21 protein-coding genes are annotated in these 17767 nt (G+C 63.6%); 10 read left to right on the top strand and 11 right to left on the bottom strand.

Annotated features, from left to right (window positions below; genetic code table 11):
- The first annotated feature begins 18 nt into the window (after positions 1–18).
- Together ACNFG0_RS11020 and ACNFG0_RS11025 are read left to right on the top strand one after the other, a co-directional pair.
- A complete protein-coding gene (locus ACNFG0_RS11020) occupies positions 19–306 on the top strand; it encodes a DUF2782 domain-containing protein (RefSeq protein ID WP_043207720.1) in 288 nt (95 codons plus the stop codon).
- A gap of 69 nt (positions 307–375) precedes the next feature.
- On the top strand, positions 376–1326 hold the full coding sequence (locus ACNFG0_RS11025) for a homoserine kinase (protein WP_196145137.1): 951 nt from the start codon (positions 376–378) through the stop codon (positions 1324–1326).
- A gap of 210 nt (positions 1327–1536) precedes the next feature.
- On the opposite strand, the gene ACNFG0_RS11030 is transcribed toward ACNFG0_RS11025, so the two are convergent.
- The gene (locus tag ACNFG0_RS11030) at positions 1537–2490 is read right to left on the bottom strand and encodes a zinc ABC transporter substrate-binding protein (protein ID WP_416764814.1); all 954 of its coding nucleotides are present in this window, start codon (positions 2488–2490) and stop codon (positions 1537–1539) included.
- Positions 2491–2508: 18 nt separating this feature from the next.
- Between ACNFG0_RS11030 and zur the strand changes: the two genes are divergently transcribed.
- The 4 genes from zur (at position 2509) to ACNFG0_RS11050 (ending at position 5373) form a co-directional block, all read left to right on the top strand.
- A complete protein-coding gene (zur, locus tag ACNFG0_RS11035) occupies positions 2509–2994 on the top strand; it encodes a zinc uptake transcriptional repressor Zur (RefSeq protein WP_196154766.1) in 486 nt (161 codons plus the stop codon).
- A complete protein-coding gene (znuC, locus tag ACNFG0_RS11040) occupies positions 2991–3764 on the top strand; it encodes a zinc ABC transporter ATP-binding protein ZnuC (protein WP_196145211.1) in 774 nt (257 codons plus the stop codon). The genes zur and znuC overlap by 4 nt, the downstream gene beginning before the upstream one ends.
- Positions 3757–4539, top strand: coding sequence for a zinc ABC transporter permease subunit ZnuB (znuB, locus tag ACNFG0_RS11045; RefSeq protein ID WP_084855186.1), 783 nt, complete (start codon positions 3757–3759; stop codon positions 4537–4539). The genes znuC and znuB overlap by 8 nt, the downstream gene beginning before the upstream one ends.
- Before the next feature lie 129 nt (positions 4540–4668).
- On the top strand, positions 4669–5373 hold the full coding sequence (locus ACNFG0_RS11050) for a PA5502 family lipoprotein (RefSeq protein ID WP_196166720.1): 705 nt from the start codon (positions 4669–4671) through the stop codon (positions 5371–5373).
- Positions 5374–5632: 259 nt separating this feature from the next.
- Here ACNFG0_RS11050 and katE read toward each other — a convergent pair whose 3' ends face one another.
- Positions 5633–7777, bottom strand: coding sequence for a catalase HPII (katE, locus tag ACNFG0_RS11055; RefSeq protein ID WP_416764816.1), 2145 nt, complete (start codon positions 7775–7777; stop codon positions 5633–5635).
- Positions 7778–7998: 221 nt separating this feature from the next.
- On the opposite strand from katE, the gene ACNFG0_RS11060 reads away from it, so the two are divergent.
- The 3 genes from ACNFG0_RS11060 (at position 7999) to ACNFG0_RS11070 (ending at position 10512) form a co-directional block, all read left to right on the top strand.
- Positions 7999–9006, top strand: a complete 1008-nt coding sequence (locus ACNFG0_RS11060; protein ID WP_196145143.1) for a methionine ABC transporter ATP-binding protein — start codon at positions 7999–8001, stop codon at positions 9004–9006.
- Complete coding sequence (locus ACNFG0_RS11065) at positions 9006–9677, top strand: methionine ABC transporter permease (RefSeq protein ID WP_084855190.1); 672 nt, start codon at positions 9006–9008, stop codon at positions 9675–9677. Before ACNFG0_RS11060 ends, ACNFG0_RS11065 begins: the two co-directional genes overlap by 1 nt.
- Positions 9678–9741: 64 nt before the next feature.
- Complete coding sequence (locus ACNFG0_RS11070) at positions 9742–10512, top strand: MetQ/NlpA family ABC transporter substrate-binding protein (protein WP_196145145.1); 771 nt, start codon at positions 9742–9744, stop codon at positions 10510–10512.
- 123 nt (positions 10513–10635) lie between these two features.
- Here the strand turns inward: ACNFG0_RS11070 and ACNFG0_RS11075 are convergent, their stop codons facing one another.
- The 7 genes from ACNFG0_RS11075 to ACNFG0_RS11105 form a co-directional block, all read right to left on the bottom strand.
- Positions 10636–11073 carry a hypothetical protein gene (locus tag ACNFG0_RS11075; RefSeq protein ID WP_416764819.1) on the bottom strand — a complete coding sequence of 146 codons (438 nt, stop codon included), beginning with the start codon at positions 11071–11073 and terminating at the stop codon, positions 10636–10638.
- A complete protein-coding gene (locus ACNFG0_RS11080; RefSeq protein WP_416764820.1) occupies positions 11070–11819 on the bottom strand; it encodes a hypothetical protein in 750 nt (249 codons plus the stop codon). The genes ACNFG0_RS11075 and ACNFG0_RS11080 overlap by 4 nt, the downstream gene beginning before the upstream one ends.
- A 242-nt stretch (positions 11820–12061) precedes the next feature.
- Entirely contained in the window at positions 12062–12694 is a 633-nt protein-coding gene (locus ACNFG0_RS11085) for an SCO family protein (RefSeq protein ID WP_196154762.1), read from the bottom strand.
- Positions 12691–13590 (bottom strand): heme o synthase, encoded by a 900-nt coding sequence (gene cyoE / locus ACNFG0_RS11090; RefSeq protein ID WP_196145148.1) that lies wholly within the window; start codon positions 13588–13590, stop codon positions 12691–12693. The genes ACNFG0_RS11085 and cyoE overlap by 4 nt, the downstream gene beginning before the upstream one ends.
- Entirely contained in the window at positions 13575–14648 is a 1074-nt protein-coding gene (locus tag ACNFG0_RS11095) for a COX15/CtaA family protein (protein ID WP_196145149.1), read from the bottom strand. The genes cyoE and ACNFG0_RS11095 overlap by 16 nt, the downstream gene beginning before the upstream one ends.
- A gap of 10 nt (positions 14649–14658) precedes the next feature.
- On the bottom strand, positions 14659–15243 hold the full coding sequence (locus tag ACNFG0_RS11100) for a hypothetical protein (protein ID WP_416764822.1): 585 nt from the start codon (positions 15241–15243) through the stop codon (positions 14659–14661).
- Entirely contained in the window at positions 15209–15952 is a 744-nt protein-coding gene (locus tag ACNFG0_RS11105) for an SURF1 family protein (RefSeq protein ID WP_416764823.1), read from the bottom strand. The genes ACNFG0_RS11100 and ACNFG0_RS11105 overlap by 35 nt, the downstream gene beginning before the upstream one ends.
- Positions 15953–16015: 63 nt before the next feature.
- Between ACNFG0_RS11105 and ACNFG0_RS11110 the strand changes: the two genes are divergently transcribed.
- Positions 16016–16219 (top strand): twin transmembrane helix small protein, encoded by a 204-nt coding sequence (locus tag ACNFG0_RS11110; RefSeq protein ID WP_196145152.1) that lies wholly within the window; start codon positions 16016–16018, stop codon positions 16217–16219.
- Between the two features lie 72 nt (positions 16220–16291).
- On the opposite strand, the gene ACNFG0_RS11115 is transcribed toward ACNFG0_RS11110, so the two are convergent.
- Positions 16292–17179, bottom strand: a complete 888-nt coding sequence (locus ACNFG0_RS11115; protein ID WP_196145153.1) for a cytochrome c oxidase subunit 3 — start codon at positions 17177–17179, stop codon at positions 16292–16294.
- A gap of 16 nt (positions 17180–17195) precedes the next feature.
- Complete coding sequence (locus ACNFG0_RS11120; RefSeq protein WP_196145154.1) at positions 17196–17762, bottom strand: cytochrome c oxidase assembly protein; 567 nt, start codon at positions 17760–17762, stop codon at positions 17196–17198.
- Positions 17763–17767: the final 5 nt, after the last annotated feature.

Consider the following 17767-nt stretch of genomic DNA (forward strand, 5'->3'; position numbering starts at 1 on the left):
CAAAGGGACAAGGTTATCATGCGTACACTCAATCGCCTGTTACTGCTCGGTCTGTTGGCCACCATGCCAGTCGTCACCCTGGCGGCGGAAGACGCCCCATCGGCTGATCCCGATGTGACCATTCGCACGGAAGGCGACAAAACCATCCAGGAGTACCGGCAGAACGGCTTCCTGTATGCGATCAAGGTGACGCCCAAGCACGGCAAGCCTTATTTCCTGGTACGCGCCGATGGCTCCGAAGGTAATTTCATTCGTTCCGACCAGCCGGACATGCTGATTCCGTCCTGGAAGATCTTCGAGTGGTAATCTGAGGCGTATCGTTCTTATCAACCAGGCACTTCCGGGTGGGAGTGCCCGCATGGGCTTCTTTTCATCATGTCAGTCTTCACCCCCGTGACCCGGCCTGAGCTGGAAACCTTTCTGGCGCCGTACGAGCTGGGCCGCCTGCTCGATTTCCAGGGCATCGCCGCCGGTACCGAGAACAGCAATTTCTTCGTCAGCCTGGAGCAAGGGGAGTTCGTCCTCACGCTGATCGAGCGCGGGCCGGCCGAAGACATGCCGTTCTTCATCGAACTGCTCGACGTGCTGCACGATGCCGACATGCCGGTGCCCTACGCCGTGCGCGACCGCAACGGCCATGGCCTGCGCGAGCTGTGCGGCAAACCTGCACTGCTGCAGCCGCGGTTGTCGGGCAAGCACGTCAAGGCACCGAACAACCAGCATTGCGCCCAGGTGGGTGAGTTGCTGGCGCACATTCACCTGGCCACCCGCGAGCGCATCATCGAGCGCCGCACCGACCGCGGCCTGGACTGGATGCTCGCCTCGGGTGCGCAGTTGCTTCCAGGCCTGAGCCAGGAGCAGGCGGCACTGTTGACCCCAGCACTGGATGAAATCACCGCGCACAAGGCGCAGATCCTGGCGTTGCCACGGGCCAACCTGCACGCCGACCTGTTCCGCGACAACGTGATGTTCGAAGGCACACACCTGACGGGCCTGATCGACTTCTACAACGCCTGTTCGGGCCCGATGCTGTATGACATTGCCATCACCGTGAACGACTGGTGCCTGGACGAGGCCGGCGGCATCGACGTGCCCCGCGCCCAGGCGCTGCTGGCGGCCTATGCGGCGCTGCGCCCGTTCACCGCTGCCGAGGCCGAGCTATGGCCGGTCATGCTGCGCGTAGGTTGCGTACGGTTCTGGTTGTCGCGGTTGATCGCGGCCCAGGCATTCGCCGGGATGGACGTGATGATTCATGACCCGAGCGAGTTCGAGGTGCGTCTGGCGCAGCGCCAGCAGGTGGCGCTGAACCTGCCGTTCGCCTTGTAACCGAGGCAGCCCCGCAATCAGGCCGGGCCCGATATCACCGTCGCCTGGCAAGGGCTTCGCCCTTGATCGCGGGCAAGCCCGCTCCCACAGGGGGGCGGCGCTAGCCGCTTGTTCTCTGCGCGACAGCGCAGCCTGAAGGGCCGGGTGGTCTGCCGAGCCTCTGTGGGAGCTGGCTTGTCCCGCGATAGTGTCAGCGGCGACACCACCGCTTCAAAGCTGTTCCAGGCACCCCGCCAGGTCATTGCCCAGCTTTTCCAGCAACCGTTCATACCCCTTGGCATCCGCAGGGTCGTTCCCGCCCAGGGCATCGAGCTCGGCCAACCGCACCGGCAAGCCGGCGGTCAGCGTTTCGGCCAGACGCGGACGCAGTGGCGGCTCGCTGAACACACAGGTCTTGCCCACTTCCTGCAGACGTTTGCGCATGGCCGCGACATGTTGCGCGCCCGGCTGCACTTCCGAGGCCACGCTGAACACCCCGGCATGCTTGAGGCCATAGGCCGCCTCGAAGTAGTCGAACGCCTCGTGGAACACGAAGTAGGGTTTGCCCTTGATACCTGCAACGCGGGCCTGCAGACGCTGGTCGAGGGCGCCCAGGCGCGCGACGAAGGCCTTGAGGTTGGCCTGGTAGCGGGCGGCATTGGCCGGGTCGGCGGCAGCCATGTCGCTGGCCATTTTGGCCGCGATTACCCGCGCATTGGCCGATGACAACCACAGGTGTGCATCGAGGCTGCCAGGGCGATGGTCATGGTCGTGGTCATCATGGTCTTCCTCATGGGCCTCACCGCTTTCGCCGAAGTGTCGCAAGTGCATGCCCTCGAGCGACTGCACCGCCACGCTCGGCTTGCTGCGGCCCTTGAGCACGCGGGGCAGGAAGCCTTCCATGTCCGGGCCGATCCAGTACAGCAGGTCGGCATCGGCCACCCGTCGCACGTCAGAAGGACGCAAGGCATAGTGATGCGGCGAGGCACCAGGCGGCAGCAGGACTTCCGGGCTGCCCATCCCGTCCTGGACCGCCGCGGCGATCTGCTGCAAGGGCTTGATGCTGGTCAGGACGCGCACATCGGCATGGGCCGAGAAGGCGATGAAAGCGACAAAAAGAGCTAGCAATCGGGACACGATGAATACTCGGCGGGCCAGAAAGGAGTAACATAATAACGTCTCCATCCAGAACCGTCGCTGCCCATGTCCATCACGCCGCTGGCCAACCGTCCCCACGATCATTCCCACTGCGTCCACAGTGCGCTGGCCGAAGCCGACACCCTGTGCAACCGCCAGGGGCTGCGCCTGACCGCCTTGCGTCGGCGTGTGCTGGAGCTGGTCTGGCAGAGCCATAAGCCGCTGGGCGCCTACGACATCCTCGCGGTATTGAGCGAGCAGGACGGCCGTCGCGCCGCGCCGCCGACCGTGTACCGCGCCCTGGACTTCCTGCTGGAGAACGGCCTGGTACACCGCATCGCCTCGCTCAATGCCTTCATCGGCTGCAGCCACCCCGAGCACGCGCATCAGGGCCAGTTCCTGATCTGCCGCCACTGCCACGTAGCCATCGAGCTGGAGCAGGACAGCATCAGCGACGCCATCGTCAACAGCGCCAAGGGCGTAGGCTTCACCGTCGAGACGCAAACCGTCGAGGTGGTCGGCCTATGTGGCAACTGCCGGGGGCAGGCATGAGCGATGCGCTGATCCGCCTCGAGCAGGTCGGAGTCACCTTCGCCGGCGAGGCGGTGCTCGACAGCATCGACCTCTCGGTCGCCCCGCGCCAGATCGTGACCCTGATCGGCCCCAACGGCGCCGGCAAGACTACCCTGGTGCGCGCCGTGCTCGGCCTGCTCAAGCCGCACCGTGGCAAGGTCTGGCGCAAGCCCCGGCTGCGCATCGGCTACATGCCGCAGAAAATCCAGGTGGATGCCACCCTGCCGCTGTCCGTGCTGCGCTTCCTGCGCCTGGTACCGGGCGTCGACCGCGCCGCGGCGCTGGCCGCGTTGCAGGAAGTGGGCGCCGAACACGTCATCGACAGCCCCATCCAGACCATCTCCGGCGGCGAGATGCAGCGCGTGCTGCTGGCCCGTGCATTGCTGCGCGAACCGGAGCTGCTGGTGCTCGACGAACCCGTGCAGGGCGTCGATGTCGCCGGCCAGGCCGAACTGTACAGCCTGATCACCCGCCTGCGCGATCGCCATGGCTGCGGCGTGCTGATGGTGTCCCATGACCTGCACTTGGTGATGAGCACCACCGACCAGGTGGTCTGCCTGAACCGCCATGTGTGCTGTTCGGGCCACCCGGAGCAGGTCAGCGGCGACCCGGCCTTCGTCGAGCTGTTCGGCCAGAATGCCCCGAGCCTGGCCGTCTACCACCATCACCACGATCACCGCCACGACCTGCACGGCGCGGTGATCGCCCCTGGCGCCCATGTTCACGGAGAGCACTGCAAGCATGGCTGATTTTCTTCTCTACGCCTTGCTTGCGGGCCTGGCCCTGGCGCTGGTGGCTGGCCCCCTGGGCTCGTTCGTGGTGTGGCGGCGCATGGCCTATTTCGGCGATACCCTGTCCCACGCCGCGCTGCTCGGCGTGGCCCTGGGCCTGGCGCTGGACATCAGCCCGGCCCTGGCAGTCACCGTCGGCTGCCTGCTGTTGGCCATCCTCCTGGTCACCCTGCAGCAACGCCAGCCCTTGGCCTCAGATACCCTGCTCGGCATCCTCGCGCCCAGTACCCTGTCGCTGGGCCTGGTGGCCCTGAGCTTCATGCGCGATGTCCGCATAGACCTGATGGCCTACCTGTTCGGCGACCTGCTCGCCATCAGCCCCACGGACCTGGCCTGGATCCTGGGCGGTAGTGCCTTGGTCCTGCTGCTGCTCGCCGCCCTGTGGCGGCCGTTGCTGGCGGTGACCGTGCACGAGGAACTGGCGATGGTCGAGGGCCTGCCGGTGACCGGCCTGCGCCTGGCGCTGATGCTGCTGATCGCCGTGGTGATCGCCGTGGCCATGAAGATCGTCGGCGTGCTGCTGATCACCTCGCTGCTGATCATCCCAGCCGCCGCGGCACAACGTCACGCCCGCTCACCCGAACAGATGGCCCTGGGGGCCAGCCTGCTGGGCGTCGTCGCGGTCTGCGGCGGCCTGGCCATGTCCTGGTTCAAGGACACCCCGGCCGGCCCGTCGATCGTGGTCTGCGCCGCAGTGCTATTCTTGCTGAGCCTGGCGTTGCCCAAACGCTGAAAATTTCAGGGTGCATGCGGATGTACCCTGCAACCTTTTCCTAGGTAAAAGGTCTGTAAGACTTATTTTCGAGCGTGCGCACCTGGGTGTAGACTTGCTCGCTTTTTGCGCAAATAGAGAGTCGCAGGAATGAAGCCGTTCGCCTCCCGTTTTCTGCTTGTTGCCGCGTTTTCCCTGTTCCTGGCGGCCTGTTCCAGCACCCCGACCGAACCGGCCGCACCGGCCCAGGTCGATGCCTGGCAGGCGTTGCAACAGAGCATCACCAGCAACGAGCTGGCCACCGCCGAAGACCAATTGGCCGCCCTGCAGGCCGAGTCGCCGGATGATGCGCGCCTGGAGCCTTACCAGCGCCAACTGGCCGAGGCCTACCTACAACGCAGCCAGATCGTGCTGCAGAAAGGCGACGTCAATGCCGCCGCCACCGCCCTGGCCCGCGCACGTGCGCTGATGCCCCAGGCCCCGGCGGTCACCGGTGGCGATGCCGTGGCCCAGGCGCGCAGGGCCGAGCTGGAAAAAGCCGAAGCTGCGCTGAAGGCAGCCGAGGCCAAGCCCAAGGCCCGCGTGCTCGACCCGAGCGCGCCCAGCACCGTGGTGGCCTTGAAGACCACCGATATCCGTGCCATGCGCCGCCAGCTGGATGACATCGCCGCCGACGTGGTGAATTACCAGTGCGAGGTGGTGTTCCAGGTACCGCGCAAGGACGACGCGCCGTGGCTCAAGACCTTGCTGCACAAGCGGGTGCACAAGCTCGACAGCGGGTTCGAGCTCGAGCAGCGGCATGAAATCCAGCGTGCGCTACCGGCGCAGGTGGTGCTGGTTCCACATCGCTCCTGAGCAAGCCAGGGGCGCCTTGTGGGAGCCAACTGTCTTGAGTTGCTTGCCCCGGTCCTATCGCTGGCAAGCCAGCTCCCACAGGTACGGCGGTATCTCTGAAGACAGCACAGGCCTGGTGGGAGCGGGCTTGTCCCGCGATTGGGGCAGTCCTGCCATCACGGTGTATGGCAAGGGCTTCGCCCTTGATCGCGGGGCAAGTCGGACCGCCGCTCCCACAAGGGCTGGGTGATCGCCTATGGAAAGCGGGTTGCCCTGACCTTTACGCGGGGATCGCCTCGGCCATCGCCTCCCGCGCCCACACCCGGTGCTGCTCCAACGCCTTCACGAAGGCATCCACCGCCGCCTGGTCATCGCCCAGCAGCAGGCCGGCATCCTCCTTGAGCCCCAGCGCGTCCAGCAGCCCCTTGCCGTCACTGGCCAACCCCATGGGCTTGAGGTGCTTGTAGGCCTCGAGCAGGTAATGCTTGGCCAGGCCGCTCTTGCCCAACGCCTCAAGCGCCGCCTTGCCAGCCGGCACCCACAGGCCGTCCACCATCACCGACGGCATGCCTTCCATCGACGCATCCACCGGCAACGCCTGGCCCTGGGCGGTAGTGACCGATGCCGAGGTCGGCCCCAATACCAGGATGCGTGCACTCTCGGCCTCGAATGCCTTGACCAGCCGATCGACCTGGGCACCATCGACACCATCGGCCACCAGTAGGGCGATCTTGCGCCCCTTGATACCGACGCTGCCAGGGTGGTTCATCTGACTCAGGGCGGGCGATTGTGCCGGCGTCGCCCCTTTGACCTGCACGGTACCGGCCGTGGGCGCGGGCAAGCCCAGGTTGGCCGCCACCGCCGCAGCAAGCTTCAGGTCGATATTGGCCAGGATCTCGTTGACTTCCCGGGCGCGGATGGCCTCGCGCTCCACCTTGCCCAATTCGAAGCTGTAGGCCTTGATGATGTGCTGCTGCTCGGTAGGGCTCATGCTCTGGAAAAACAGCCGCGCCTGGGAGAAATGGTCACTGAACGAGTCGCTGCGCTGGCGAATCTTGTGCGCATCGATGCGCTCCTGGTAGCTCTCGAAACCGCCATCTTGTGCTGCCGGTGGCGTTTCCTTGGGCCAACCGCCATCGATGGAGTTGGGCTCGTAGGAGGTGCGGCCCTTGTCGATGGTCATGCGATGCATGGCATCGCGCTGGCCGCTGTGGTTCGGCACGATCGGCCGGTTGATCGGGATTTCGTGGAAGTTCGGCCCACCAAGGCGGCTGAGCTGGGTGTCGGTGTAGGAGAACAACCGGCCCTGCAGCAGCGGGTCGTTGGTGAAGTCGATGCCCGGCACGATGTGGCCCGGGCAGAACGCAACCTGTTCGACCTCGGCAAAGAAGTTGTCCGGGTTACGGTTGAGCACCATCTTGCCCAGTGGTGTTACCGGCACCAGTTCCTCGGGGATGATCTTGGTCGGGTCGAGCAGGTCGAAGTCGAATGCGTGCTCGTCCGCTTCTGGGACGATCTGCACGCCCAGTTCCCATTCTGGGTAGTCACCCGTCTCGATGGCTTCCCACAGGTCGCGGCGGTGGAAGTCGGGGTCCTTGCCACCAAGCTTCTGGGCTTCGTCCCAGAGCACCGAATGCACGCCCTGGCGCGGCTTCCAGTGGAACTTGACGAAGGTCGCCACACCCTGGGCATTGACCAGACGGAAGGTGTGCACGCCAAAGCCTTCCATCATCCGCAGACTACGCGGAATGGCGCGGTCGGACATCGCCCACATGACCATGTGCGCCGATTCCGGCACCAGCGAGACGAAATCCCAGAAGGTGTCATGAGCCGAAGCGCCGGTAGGGACCTCATTGTGCGGCTCGGGCTTCACCGCATGGACGAAATCGGGAAACTTGATCGCGTCCTGGATGAAGAACACCGGCATGTTGTTGCCCACCAAGTCGAAATTACCCTCGTCGGTGTAGAACTTCACCGCGAACCCGCGCACGTCGCGCACCGTATCGCCCGAGCCGCGCGGCCCCTGTACGGTGGAGAAGCGCACGAAGACCGGGGTGATCTTCTCGGGGTCCTGCAGGAAGCCGGCCTTGGTCAGTTCGGCATGGCAGCCATAGCTCTGGAAGTAGCCGTGAGCGCCGGTCCCGCGGGCATGGACGATGCGCTCGGGAATGCGCTCATGGTCGAAGTGGGTGATCTTCTCGCGCATGATGAAGTCTTCGAGCAGCGAAGGCCCGCGCGCGCCGGCTTTCAGAGTGTTCTGGTTGTCGGCGATCTTCACCCCCTGGTTGGTGCGCAAGGCCTGGCCAGTGGCGTCGCGGCGTACATCTTCCAGGCTTTGCAACTTGGCATTGGTATTGACGCGATCGGGGGTGTGGGTGCCCGCGAGCTGGCTTTCCTTGGGCGAATCCGGGGTCTTGCTGGACATATCGGCTCTCCTCAGCAGTCTTCAGGCGGCCCATTCGGGCTCGTTCAAGTAGTGACTGGAAGCGGTTGATGAGCGTTCAATCGGATTACCGGTTGTCGCGTTATGCCCAACGGATTGGTTGAAGTCGAAATAAATGCTAAGAACAACTATGGGAACAGGCTAAAATGCGCGGCCCGGCTAACCGCTGACCCAAATTCCATGCGCCCCACAAGGTTCGCTCAGTGATCGAGTTTCAAAATGTCCACAAGACCTACCGCGTCGGCGGTAGGGATATTCCCGCCCTCAATCCGACCAGCCTGACCATTGAAAATGGCCAAGTGTTCGGCCTGATCGGGCACTCCGGCGCCGGCAAGAGCACCTTGCTGCGTCTGATCAACCGCCTGGAAGCACCCAGCGGCGGCAAGATCATCGTCGACGGCGAGGACGTCACCGCCTTCGATTCCAATCAGCTGCGCCGCTTCCGCCAGCAGGTCGGGATGATCTTCCAGCACTTCAACCTGCTGGCTTCCAAGACCGTGGCCGACAACGTGGCCCTACCGCTGACCCTGGCTGGCGAGCTGTCGCGCGCCGAGATCGACAAGCGCGTGGTCGAGCTGCTGGCCCGCGTGGGCCTTTCGGACCACGCGAAAAAGTACCCGGCCCAACTTTCTGGCGGCCAGAAGCAACGCGTCGGCATCGCCCGCGCGCTGTCCACCAACCCCAAGATCCTGCTGTGCGACGAGGCCACCAGCGCCCTCGACCCGCAGACGACCGGGCAGGTCCTGCAACTGCTGGCCGAGATCAATCGCGAGCTGAAGCTGACCATCGTGCTGATCACCCATGAGATGGATGTGATCCGCCGGGTCTGCGACCGCGTGGCGGTGATGGATGCCGGGCAGATCGTCGAGCAAGGCCCGGTGGCCGATGTGTTCCTGCACCCGCAGCACCCGACCACCAAGCGTTTCGTCCAGGAAGACGAACAGATCGACGAGAGCGAGCAGCGCGACGACTTCGCCCATGTACCGGGCCGCATCGTGCGCCTGACCTTCCAGGGCGACGCCACCTATGCGCCGCTGCTGGGCACTGTGGCCCGCGAAACGGGTGTGGACTACAGCATCCTGGCCGGGCGTATCGACCGCATCAAGGACGTCCCCTATGGGCAGCTCACGCTCGCCGTCACCGGCGGCGACATGGAAGCGGCGTTCGCGCGCTTCAAGGCAGCTGATGTTCATATGGAGGTACTGCGTTGATGGACGCCCTGAATTTCTTCGCCAACGTCGACTGGGCCGAAATCTGGCTGGCCACCATCGACACCATGATCATGCTGTTCGGCTCGCTGTTCTTCACCGTGCTGCTGGGCCTGCCCCTGGGCGTGCTGCTGTTCCTCTGCGGCCCGCGGCAGATGTTCGAGCAGAAGGGCGTGTACGCGCTGCTGTCGCTGGTGGTGAACATCCTGCGCTCGCTGCCGTTCATCATCCTGCTGATCGTCATGATCCCGATCACCGTGCTGATCACCGGCACCTCGCTGGGTGTCGCCGGTGCCATCCCGCCGTTGGTGGTGGGGGCCACGCCATTCTTCGCGCGCTTGGTGGAAACCGCCCTGCGTGAAGTGGACCGCGGCATCATCGAGGCCACCCAGTCGATGGGTGCCACCACTCGCCAGATCATCATGAGTGCTCTGCTGCCAGAAGCCCGACCGGGCATTTTCGCGGCCATCACGGTCACCGCCATCACCTTGGTGTCCTACACCGCCATGGCCGGTGTGGTCGGTGCCGGCGGCCTGGGCGACCTGGCAATCCGCTTCGGCTACCAGCGTTTCCAGACCGACGTGATGGTGGTCACCGTGGTGCTGCTGCTGATTCTGGTTCAAGTTCTGCAGAGCGTCGGCGACAAACTGGTGGTGCATTTTTCCCGTAAGTAACCCCAATGGGGTCGGCCTGGCCGACCCGTTCGGGGGCCGTCGCGGCCCTCACAAGGAGTGATCAATGAAGAAGCTGCTTGCTGTTGTCGCCGCTGTCGCGGCCTTCTCGGCCAACGCCGAGCCCCTGACCGTCGCCGCCACCCCGGTGCCCCACGCCGAGATCCTCAACTTCGTGAAGCCGCAACTGGCCAAGGAAGGCGTGGAACTGAAGGTCAAGGAATTCACCGACTACATCCAGCCCAACGTGCAGGTTGCGGAAAAACGCCTGGACGCCAACTTCTTCCAGCACCAGCCGTACCTGGATGAGTTCAACAAGGCCAAGGGCACCGAGCTGGTCAGCGTCACCGGCGTGCACTTGGAGCCGCTGGGCGCCTACTCCAGCAAGATCAAGAAGCTCGACGAACTGCCGTCCGGCGCCACCGTGGTCATCCCCAACGACGCCACAAATGGCGGTCGCGCCCTGCTGTTGCTGGACAAGGCCGGCGTGATCAAGCTCAAGGACAACAAGAACATCCTGTCGACCGTGAAAGACATCACCGGCAACGACAAGAACCTGAAATTCCGTGAGCTGGAAGCGGCCACCATTCCGCGTGTGCTGACCCAGGTAGACCTGGCGCTGATCAACACCAACTATGCGCTGGAAGCCAAGCTGAATCCGGAAAAAGACGCCCTGGTCATCGAAGGCAGCGACTCGCCGTACGTGAACATCCTGGTGGCCCGCCCGGACAACAAGGACTCCGCCGCCATGAAGAAACTGGCCGATGCCCTGCATTCGCCGGAAGTGAAGCAGTTCATCACCGAGAAATACAAAGGCGCTGTGATTCCGGCGTTCTAAGCCTGTCTCCAGAGGGGCCGCCTTGCGGCCCTTTCGCGGCACAAGGCCGCTCCTACAGGTTGGCGCTGTCCCGCGATGCTTTGGGTCTCAATCCCGGCAACTGCGCCACCCGCATCTGATTGTTCAATGGCGCATACGCGAGCCTGAAAACCGCCAAAGGCTCCAACATTTCAGCACTTCGGACACAATAACCAGCATGATCGCGAAGACTGCACTATTGCCGGGAAACAGTCCCAGGACGCCTGGAAGGAGCGAAACAGATGGAACCATCAACAACAGCCTGAACGGTGTCTGCATGAATCCTAGCCATCTCGCTGCTCGCCGCTGAGTGACGAAAAGGTAGCAACTCAGGAAAATGGATAATTCGAGCACTGCGCTGGTGGCCATGAATACTCTGGCGCCTTCCCCATAGACTTCCAGTGTCTCGAGCGCCAAACGTATGTCTGTAAAAAATGGAAGTCTTCCGCGGCTCACGCTGTACACAATGTACGAAACTATATGAAATGCATCGAGCCCACCCCATAGTCGCCAGGTGAGCTTCGCTTTCTGCTCCTGGTTCATTTCCTGTCACCGCAACGCTCATAGATAATGTCTTGAATCGCAGGCTCCCAATGCCAAGAGCTGCCGGTAATGGCCCAATGATCTTGTGCTTGGAGAAAGGTTTGTTTGCTGTGGCGTACCGAGCCATACCAGTGTTCTGCTGAGTTTGCAGCATAGGAACGCTCATGTGCTTCGAGCCTTACCCATTCATGGGTAAATGTTCGTGTGGTATTTGCGAGATCCGCAGGATCCGAAAGAATCCATTGCCCTTCATTTGCAATGCTTCTAGATCGATTAATCAATATATGCAGCGCATTAACGGACTTATGATACCTGATATTGCGCTTCACCCATTTGCCTGGCCCATACTTCGGAGCAATCAGAGCAGTATGGGCTGGAGCCGCCGCAGTGAATTCGTCGTTTGATTTTTCATAGCGTGCGCCGCTTCCCATATAGTATTGATGTAGCCGAAATTTAAGATGCCAACACTTATGGTCTCGATTCCGACTGAGCGGGCTAAATGGCTCATCGGTCACCAACACCCACTGTCCACTTTTGACCTTTTCGAGGATACGCTCCATATGGCTAGGTAATTGGCATTCAGGCTCGGACGAACCGCACGCATGAATAAGATCGATCAACCCAGAGAGCGACGACGGATAGAATAAAGACCCTCGTACTTCCGACACCGCAAAAAAAGGGTTTTCGATGTTAGCCAGACTATGTTTTTCGGGCCGCAGCTCGCCGCAGTGGATAAGCCTTTTCATTTATATTGCCTCAAAGAGAATCGTATCCGGAGTCATGCCCAGACGTTCTTGATAAGGCTTTTTCCACGCGATGTAAGTCGGCCGCCTCTCACGAGACGTACGAAATTTCTTATCTATTCCATTAAGAATTTCGGGGCCGCCTTGCGGCCCTTTCGCGGCACAAGGCCGCTCCTACAGAGACGGTGCATGACCTGTAGGAGCGGCCTTGTGCCGCGATGGCCTGCGCAGCAGGCCCAACGGTCTCAATCCCGCTTGACCAGCCCCGGCAGCTGCGCCACCAGCTTCTGGTTGTTCAACGGCGCGCGAATGAAGCCGCGTTGGCGCCCATCCGGGCCGACGATCGCCAGGTTGCCGCTGTGGTCCACGGTATATCCAGGTTTGCTGGTGTCGGCGGGGATGAACGGAATGCTCAAGGCATTGGCCAGGGCCTGGGTATCCTCGATCGAGCCGGTCACCCCGACGAAATCCTTGTCGAAGTAGCCCAGGTACTGCTTGAGCTGGTTCGGCGTGTCCCGGTTCGGGTCGACGCTCACCAGCACCACCCGCAGGCGCTCCAGCGCCTCCTTGGGCAGCTCGCTCTTGACCTGGCGCAGCTGGGCCAGGGTGGTCGGGCAGATGTCCGGGCAGTAGGTGTAGCCGAAGAACAGCAGCGACCACTTGCCCTTGAGTTCATCCAGCGCCACCGGCTGGCCGTCCTGGTCGGTCATCTTCACATCCGGCACGCTGCGGCTCTGGGGCAGTAGGATGATGCCGGCATCGATGAGGTCGGCAGGGTTGGCCTGGCCGCGGTCGTTGAGCACCTTGTTCACGGTCAGGCCCAGGATCAGGGCGACCACGGCGACGAGGATGAAGACGGTTTTCTGGGTTCGGGTCATAGGCTCGGCAACAGGTAGTGGTCCAGAAGCAGCGCGATGAACAGCAGGAACAGGTACACGATGGAGTACTTGAAGGTGCCGATCGCGGCGTGCGGCTGGGTGCCACGGTACAACACCCAGGCCCAACGGACAAAGCGCAGGCCAAGCGCCAGGGCACAGGCCAGGTACAGCAGGCCACTCATGTGGATGACGAACGGCAGCAAGCTCGCCGCCAGCAGCACGAAGGCATAGAGCAGGATGTGCAGCTTGGTATAGCGTTCGCCATGGGTCACCGGCAGCATGGGGATGTCCGCCTTGGCGTACTCCTCCTTGCGGTGGATGGCCAAGGCCCAGAAGTGCGGTGGCGTCCAGGCGAAGATGATCAACACCAACAGCAGCGGTTCGGCGCTGACGTGCCCGCTCACCGCCACCCAGCCCAGCAAGGGCGGCATCGCGCCCGCCAGGCCGCCGATCACGATGTTCTGTGGCGTGGCCCGCTTCAGAAAGCCCGTGTAGATCACTGCATAGCCGACCAGAGAGCCCAGCGTCAGCCAGGCGGTCAGGGCATTGGTGAAGACCAACAGCACGGCCATGCCCAGCAGCGCCAAGGCCAGGGCGAACGCCAGCGCCGGCATGGGCGCAACCCGGCCCTCGGCCAGGGGGCGTTTGTGGGTACGGGCCATCAACGCATCGATGCGCCGGTCCACCACGTGGTTGACCGCCGCCGCACCCCCTGCGCACAACGCGATACCGAGGTTGCCGAATACCAGCACGGTCCAGGGCACGCCGGCACGGGTGGCGAGGAACATGCCCACCAGGGACGTGATCAGCATCAGCACCACCACCTTCGGCTTGGTCAGCTCCAGGTAGTCGCGCCAGCTGGCTTGTCGCCTGCCTTGATCTAGAAGCGTCGCCACGACTCATGCCTCATCTGGGGAGTGATCGCCACGCCCGCCACCGGCGTCAGACGCCAGCCATGGCCCACGCGGACCTTATCGACCACGCGGATGCGGTAGTTGACCAGCACCATGCACAGCAACAGCAGGGCGCCACCGGCGTTGTGCGCCACCGCAACGCCCAGGGGCAGGTGCAGCAGCACGTTACTGATGCCCAGGCCCACCTGCACCGCCAACGCCAGCAACACCAGGCGCGCCAGCGCGGTGAGGCCGTTGCGATGCAGTTTCCAGCTGAGCAGCAACAACACCGCGACCACCATCAGGGCACCGAGGCGGTGGCTGATGTGGATGGCCGTGCGCGCATCGCTGTCCAATTGCCCGCCCAGGTAGTTGGGCCCTACGTGCTGGGTCAGGTGGAAACCATTGCTGAAATCCGCCGCCGGCCACCACTGACCATGGCAGGTGGGCAGGTCGATACAGGCGACCGCCGCGTAATTGGCGCTGACCCAGCCCCCCAGGGCGATCTGCCCGATGACCACCAGCAGGGCCAGCGCCGCGATTCGGCGCAGGCTCAAGGGCAGCTTGGGCAACGGCGCAAAGGCCCGGGACAGACGCAGCGACAACAGGAACAACAAGCTCAGGGTGGTGAAGCCGCCCAGCAGATGGGCCGTGACCACCTGGGGCCAGAGCTTGAGCGTGACTGTCCACATGCCGAACGCTGCCTGGGCGAGCACCACGCCAAGCAACAGCAGCGGCAGGCGATACGGCTGGCCATCACGGGCATGGCGGCGCACTGCCTGGAACGCCAGCAGCGCGATCACCGTCGCCAAGGTACCGGCGAAATAGCGATGGACCATCTCCGCCCAGCCCTTGGCCTGTTCCACCGGATGGTCCGGGAAGCGCAGCTCGGCATGGGCGAGCTGCGCTTCGGTCTTGGGCACGCCGATGAAACCGTAGCAGCCCGGCCAGTCCGGGCAGCCGAGGCCGGCATGGGTGAGCCGGGTGTAGGCGCCGAGCAGGACGACCAGCAGTGCCAGCAGGGTGGCGAATACAGCGAGACGGTATCCGGGTCTGGCCATGGGTGGCCTCCTAGCCGATGTTGGACAGCTTGAGCAGATGGCGCAGATCGTCCAGCACATGCTTGCCGTTAACCTTGGCGTCGTAGCGCAGCACCAGGTTGCCGTGGGGGTCGACGATCCACAGCTGCGGGCCCGGCTCACTGACGTTCTGGCCGTAGCGCTGGGTATCCAAGGAATAGCGCTGCAACTGCGGGTATTCGCGGCCCAGCAAGGCCTGGTAGTCGGCCGCTAACGGTTGCGCCGTGGCCAGTGCATGGCTGGCACGGGCGGCATCTCGGCCCAGGCCGATCTGGATCTGCCGCGCCAGGTACACCAGTTGCTGGCAATCCGCGGCGCAGGCCGACGGCGCGCTGACCAGCAACTGCCAGCGCGTCTCCTGGGCATCGATGCCGATATCGCTCCGGCCCTGGCCGTTGCCGATCATCTGGCCGTGGTAGCTGCGGCCGTCCGGCACCCAGAACTTGAGCTTGTACATGCTGGTGGCGAGGATCATCGGCCCCAGCACCACCAGCAGGATCAGGATCAGCTGCAAACGCCCGCGTGCACGGGGTTTGTCGCGTTCAGGCATGTCCAGTGGACTCGTTGCGGCGCCCATGGTCGTTCTCCTTTTTCTTGTCACGCCAGCCGAAATAAAGGAAGAGCAGCACCAGTGCCGTGGCCAGGGCAAACCACTGCACGGCGTAGCCCAGGTGTTTTTCCGGGCCCATGGCGACCACCGGCCAGTCCAGCCGATAGCTGGCCGGGCCCGGCTCCAGGCGCAGTTCATGGGCGAAACCTTCACGGCCCAGTTGTTGCCACAGTTGGGCCGGGTCGATGGCGGTCAGCAGGTGCGGCCACTGGCCGCCCACCGGATCGGGGTGCAGCTGGAAGGCCGCGCCGGGCGCGACGTAGACCGAGGCTTCGAGGGCCAGCGCCTGATTGGGGGTGTCGAAGCGCACGGGCTCACGGCGATCTGGCCAAGGCAGCCAACCGCGGTTGACCAGTAGCCACACGCCGGACGCCTGGTCATGGAAAGGCTGCAGCAACTCGACGCCTGCCCGGCCATCGCGCATGCGGTTGTCCAGCAGCAGGCTGTGCTCGCCGTCGAAACGTCCGTACAGGTGCACGCGGCGGTAAGCCGGGTCAGGCACCTGCGCCAGCTGCCCGCTGGCCAACGGCGCTTCGACTCGGCGCTCGGCATGGATGGCCAGCAGCGCCCGCTTCTCGTCAGCTCGCCCCAGTTGCCAACAGCCGAGCGCAATCAGCCCTGGCAGTAGCGCGAGCACCACCAGGGTCGGTACCCAGCCTGGGCGAAACGGCCTCACCACAGCCTCGTCAGGCCGATCGCTATACTGATGTTCATCATTGCATCCCCCCGGAGTTTCGCCATGCTCAAGGCCGCGATTGTCCTGATGCTGTTGGCTACCATCGCCAGCCTGTTCAGCGGCCTGGTGTTCCTGGTCAAGGACGACGACCACTCGACCCGCCTGCTCAAGGCCCTGACCGTACGGGTGGCCCTTGCCACGCTCACCATCGCCCTGGTGGCCTGGGGCCTGATCAGCGGCCAGCTGGTGTCCCACGCCCCCTTCTAATCCCTACACCGCCCCCTTTTGTAGGAGCGGCCTTGTGCCGCGATGGGGCGCGCAGCGGCCCCAAATCCGATATCAGAGCACATACACAAAGATGAACAGCCCCACCCACACCACATCCACGAAGTGCCAATACCAGCTGGCCGCTTCGAAACCGAAGTGCTTGTCGGGGTCGAAGTGCCCGCGCAAAACCCGCACGAACATCACGATCAGAATCAGGGTGCCCAAGGTCACGTGAGCCCCGTGGAATCCGGTGAGCATGAAGAAGGTCGCGCCATAGATCCCCGACCCCAGGGTCAGCCCCAGCTTGGTATACGCCTCGTGGTACTCGTAGGCCTGCAACGCCAGGAACGACAGGCCCAGCAGAATGGTCAGCCCGAGCCAGAGTTTCAGCGTGCCGCGATGGTTCTTGCGCAGCGCATGGTGGGCGATGGTCACCGTCACGCTGGAACTGACCAGCAGGATGGTATTGATCAGCGGCAGGTGCCACGGGTCGATGATTTCCTTCGGTGGCGGGAACAGCTTCGGGTCCGGTGTATGCAGCAGTGGCCAAGCGAACTCGAACGTCGGCCAGAGCATATGGGCGATGCCTTTGTGCCCCTCGCCACCCAACCAGGGCCCAGCCAGCACCCGCACGTAGAACAGCGCACCGAAGAACGCCAGGAAGAACATCACCTCGGAGAAGATGAACCAGCTCATGCCCCAGCGGAACGAGCGATCCATCTGCGCGCTGTACAGCCCCGCACGGCTTTCCTTGACCACCGCGCCGAACCAGCCGAACAGCATGTAGGCCAGGAACAGCGCGCCGATGAAGAAGATCAGCGGCCCATGGGACTCGGGGTGACCGGCCTTGAGGTCGTTGAACCAGGTAGCCAGGCCGAACACCGTGATGAACATGCCGATCGTCGCGATGATCGGCCACTTGCTCTGCGCCGGGACGTAGTAGTGCTCGTGACTTGCCATTGCTGTTCTCCTTCCCTTAACGGGCGCCCTGGTCGTCCTGGGCCGCGATACGGGCGACCGGCGGGTGGCGAGCGGTGATGTCGAACAAGGTGTAGGCCAGTGTCAGGTGCTTCACGTTGGCCGGTAGGTCGCGGTCGACGATGAACCGCACCGGCATCTCGATGCGTTCGCCAGGCTGCAGCACCTGCTGGGTGAAGCAGAAGCACTCGGTCTTGTGAAAGTACGCCGCGGCCTCGGCCGGGGTGATGCTGGGAATCGCCTGGGCGCTCATGGGCTTATCGGTCGGGTTGCGGGCCACGAAGACCATCTGGTTCACCGCCCCGGGGTTGACTTCCAACTGATCGGCCGTGGAGTGAAACTCCCAGACCATGTCGCTGGCGTTGGTCGACATGAACTGCACCCGCACCGTGCGCGTCGGGTCGCTGACCTGGCTGCCCTCGTACTGCCCGCCGGTCTTGCCGTTGATGCCGAACGCCCTGCACATCACGTCGTAGATCGGCACCAGGGCGAAGCCGAAGGCGAACATCACCACCGTCAGCATCAACAGGCGGCTGACCAGGCGCTTGAGCGAGAGGCTGTTCATAGCCC

The sequence above is a fragment of the Pseudomonas sp. NY15372 genome (assembly GCF_048068215.1).
Classification (GTDB): Bacteria; Pseudomonadota; Gammaproteobacteria; order Pseudomonadales; family Pseudomonadaceae; genus Aquipseudomonas; species Aquipseudomonas guariconensis_A.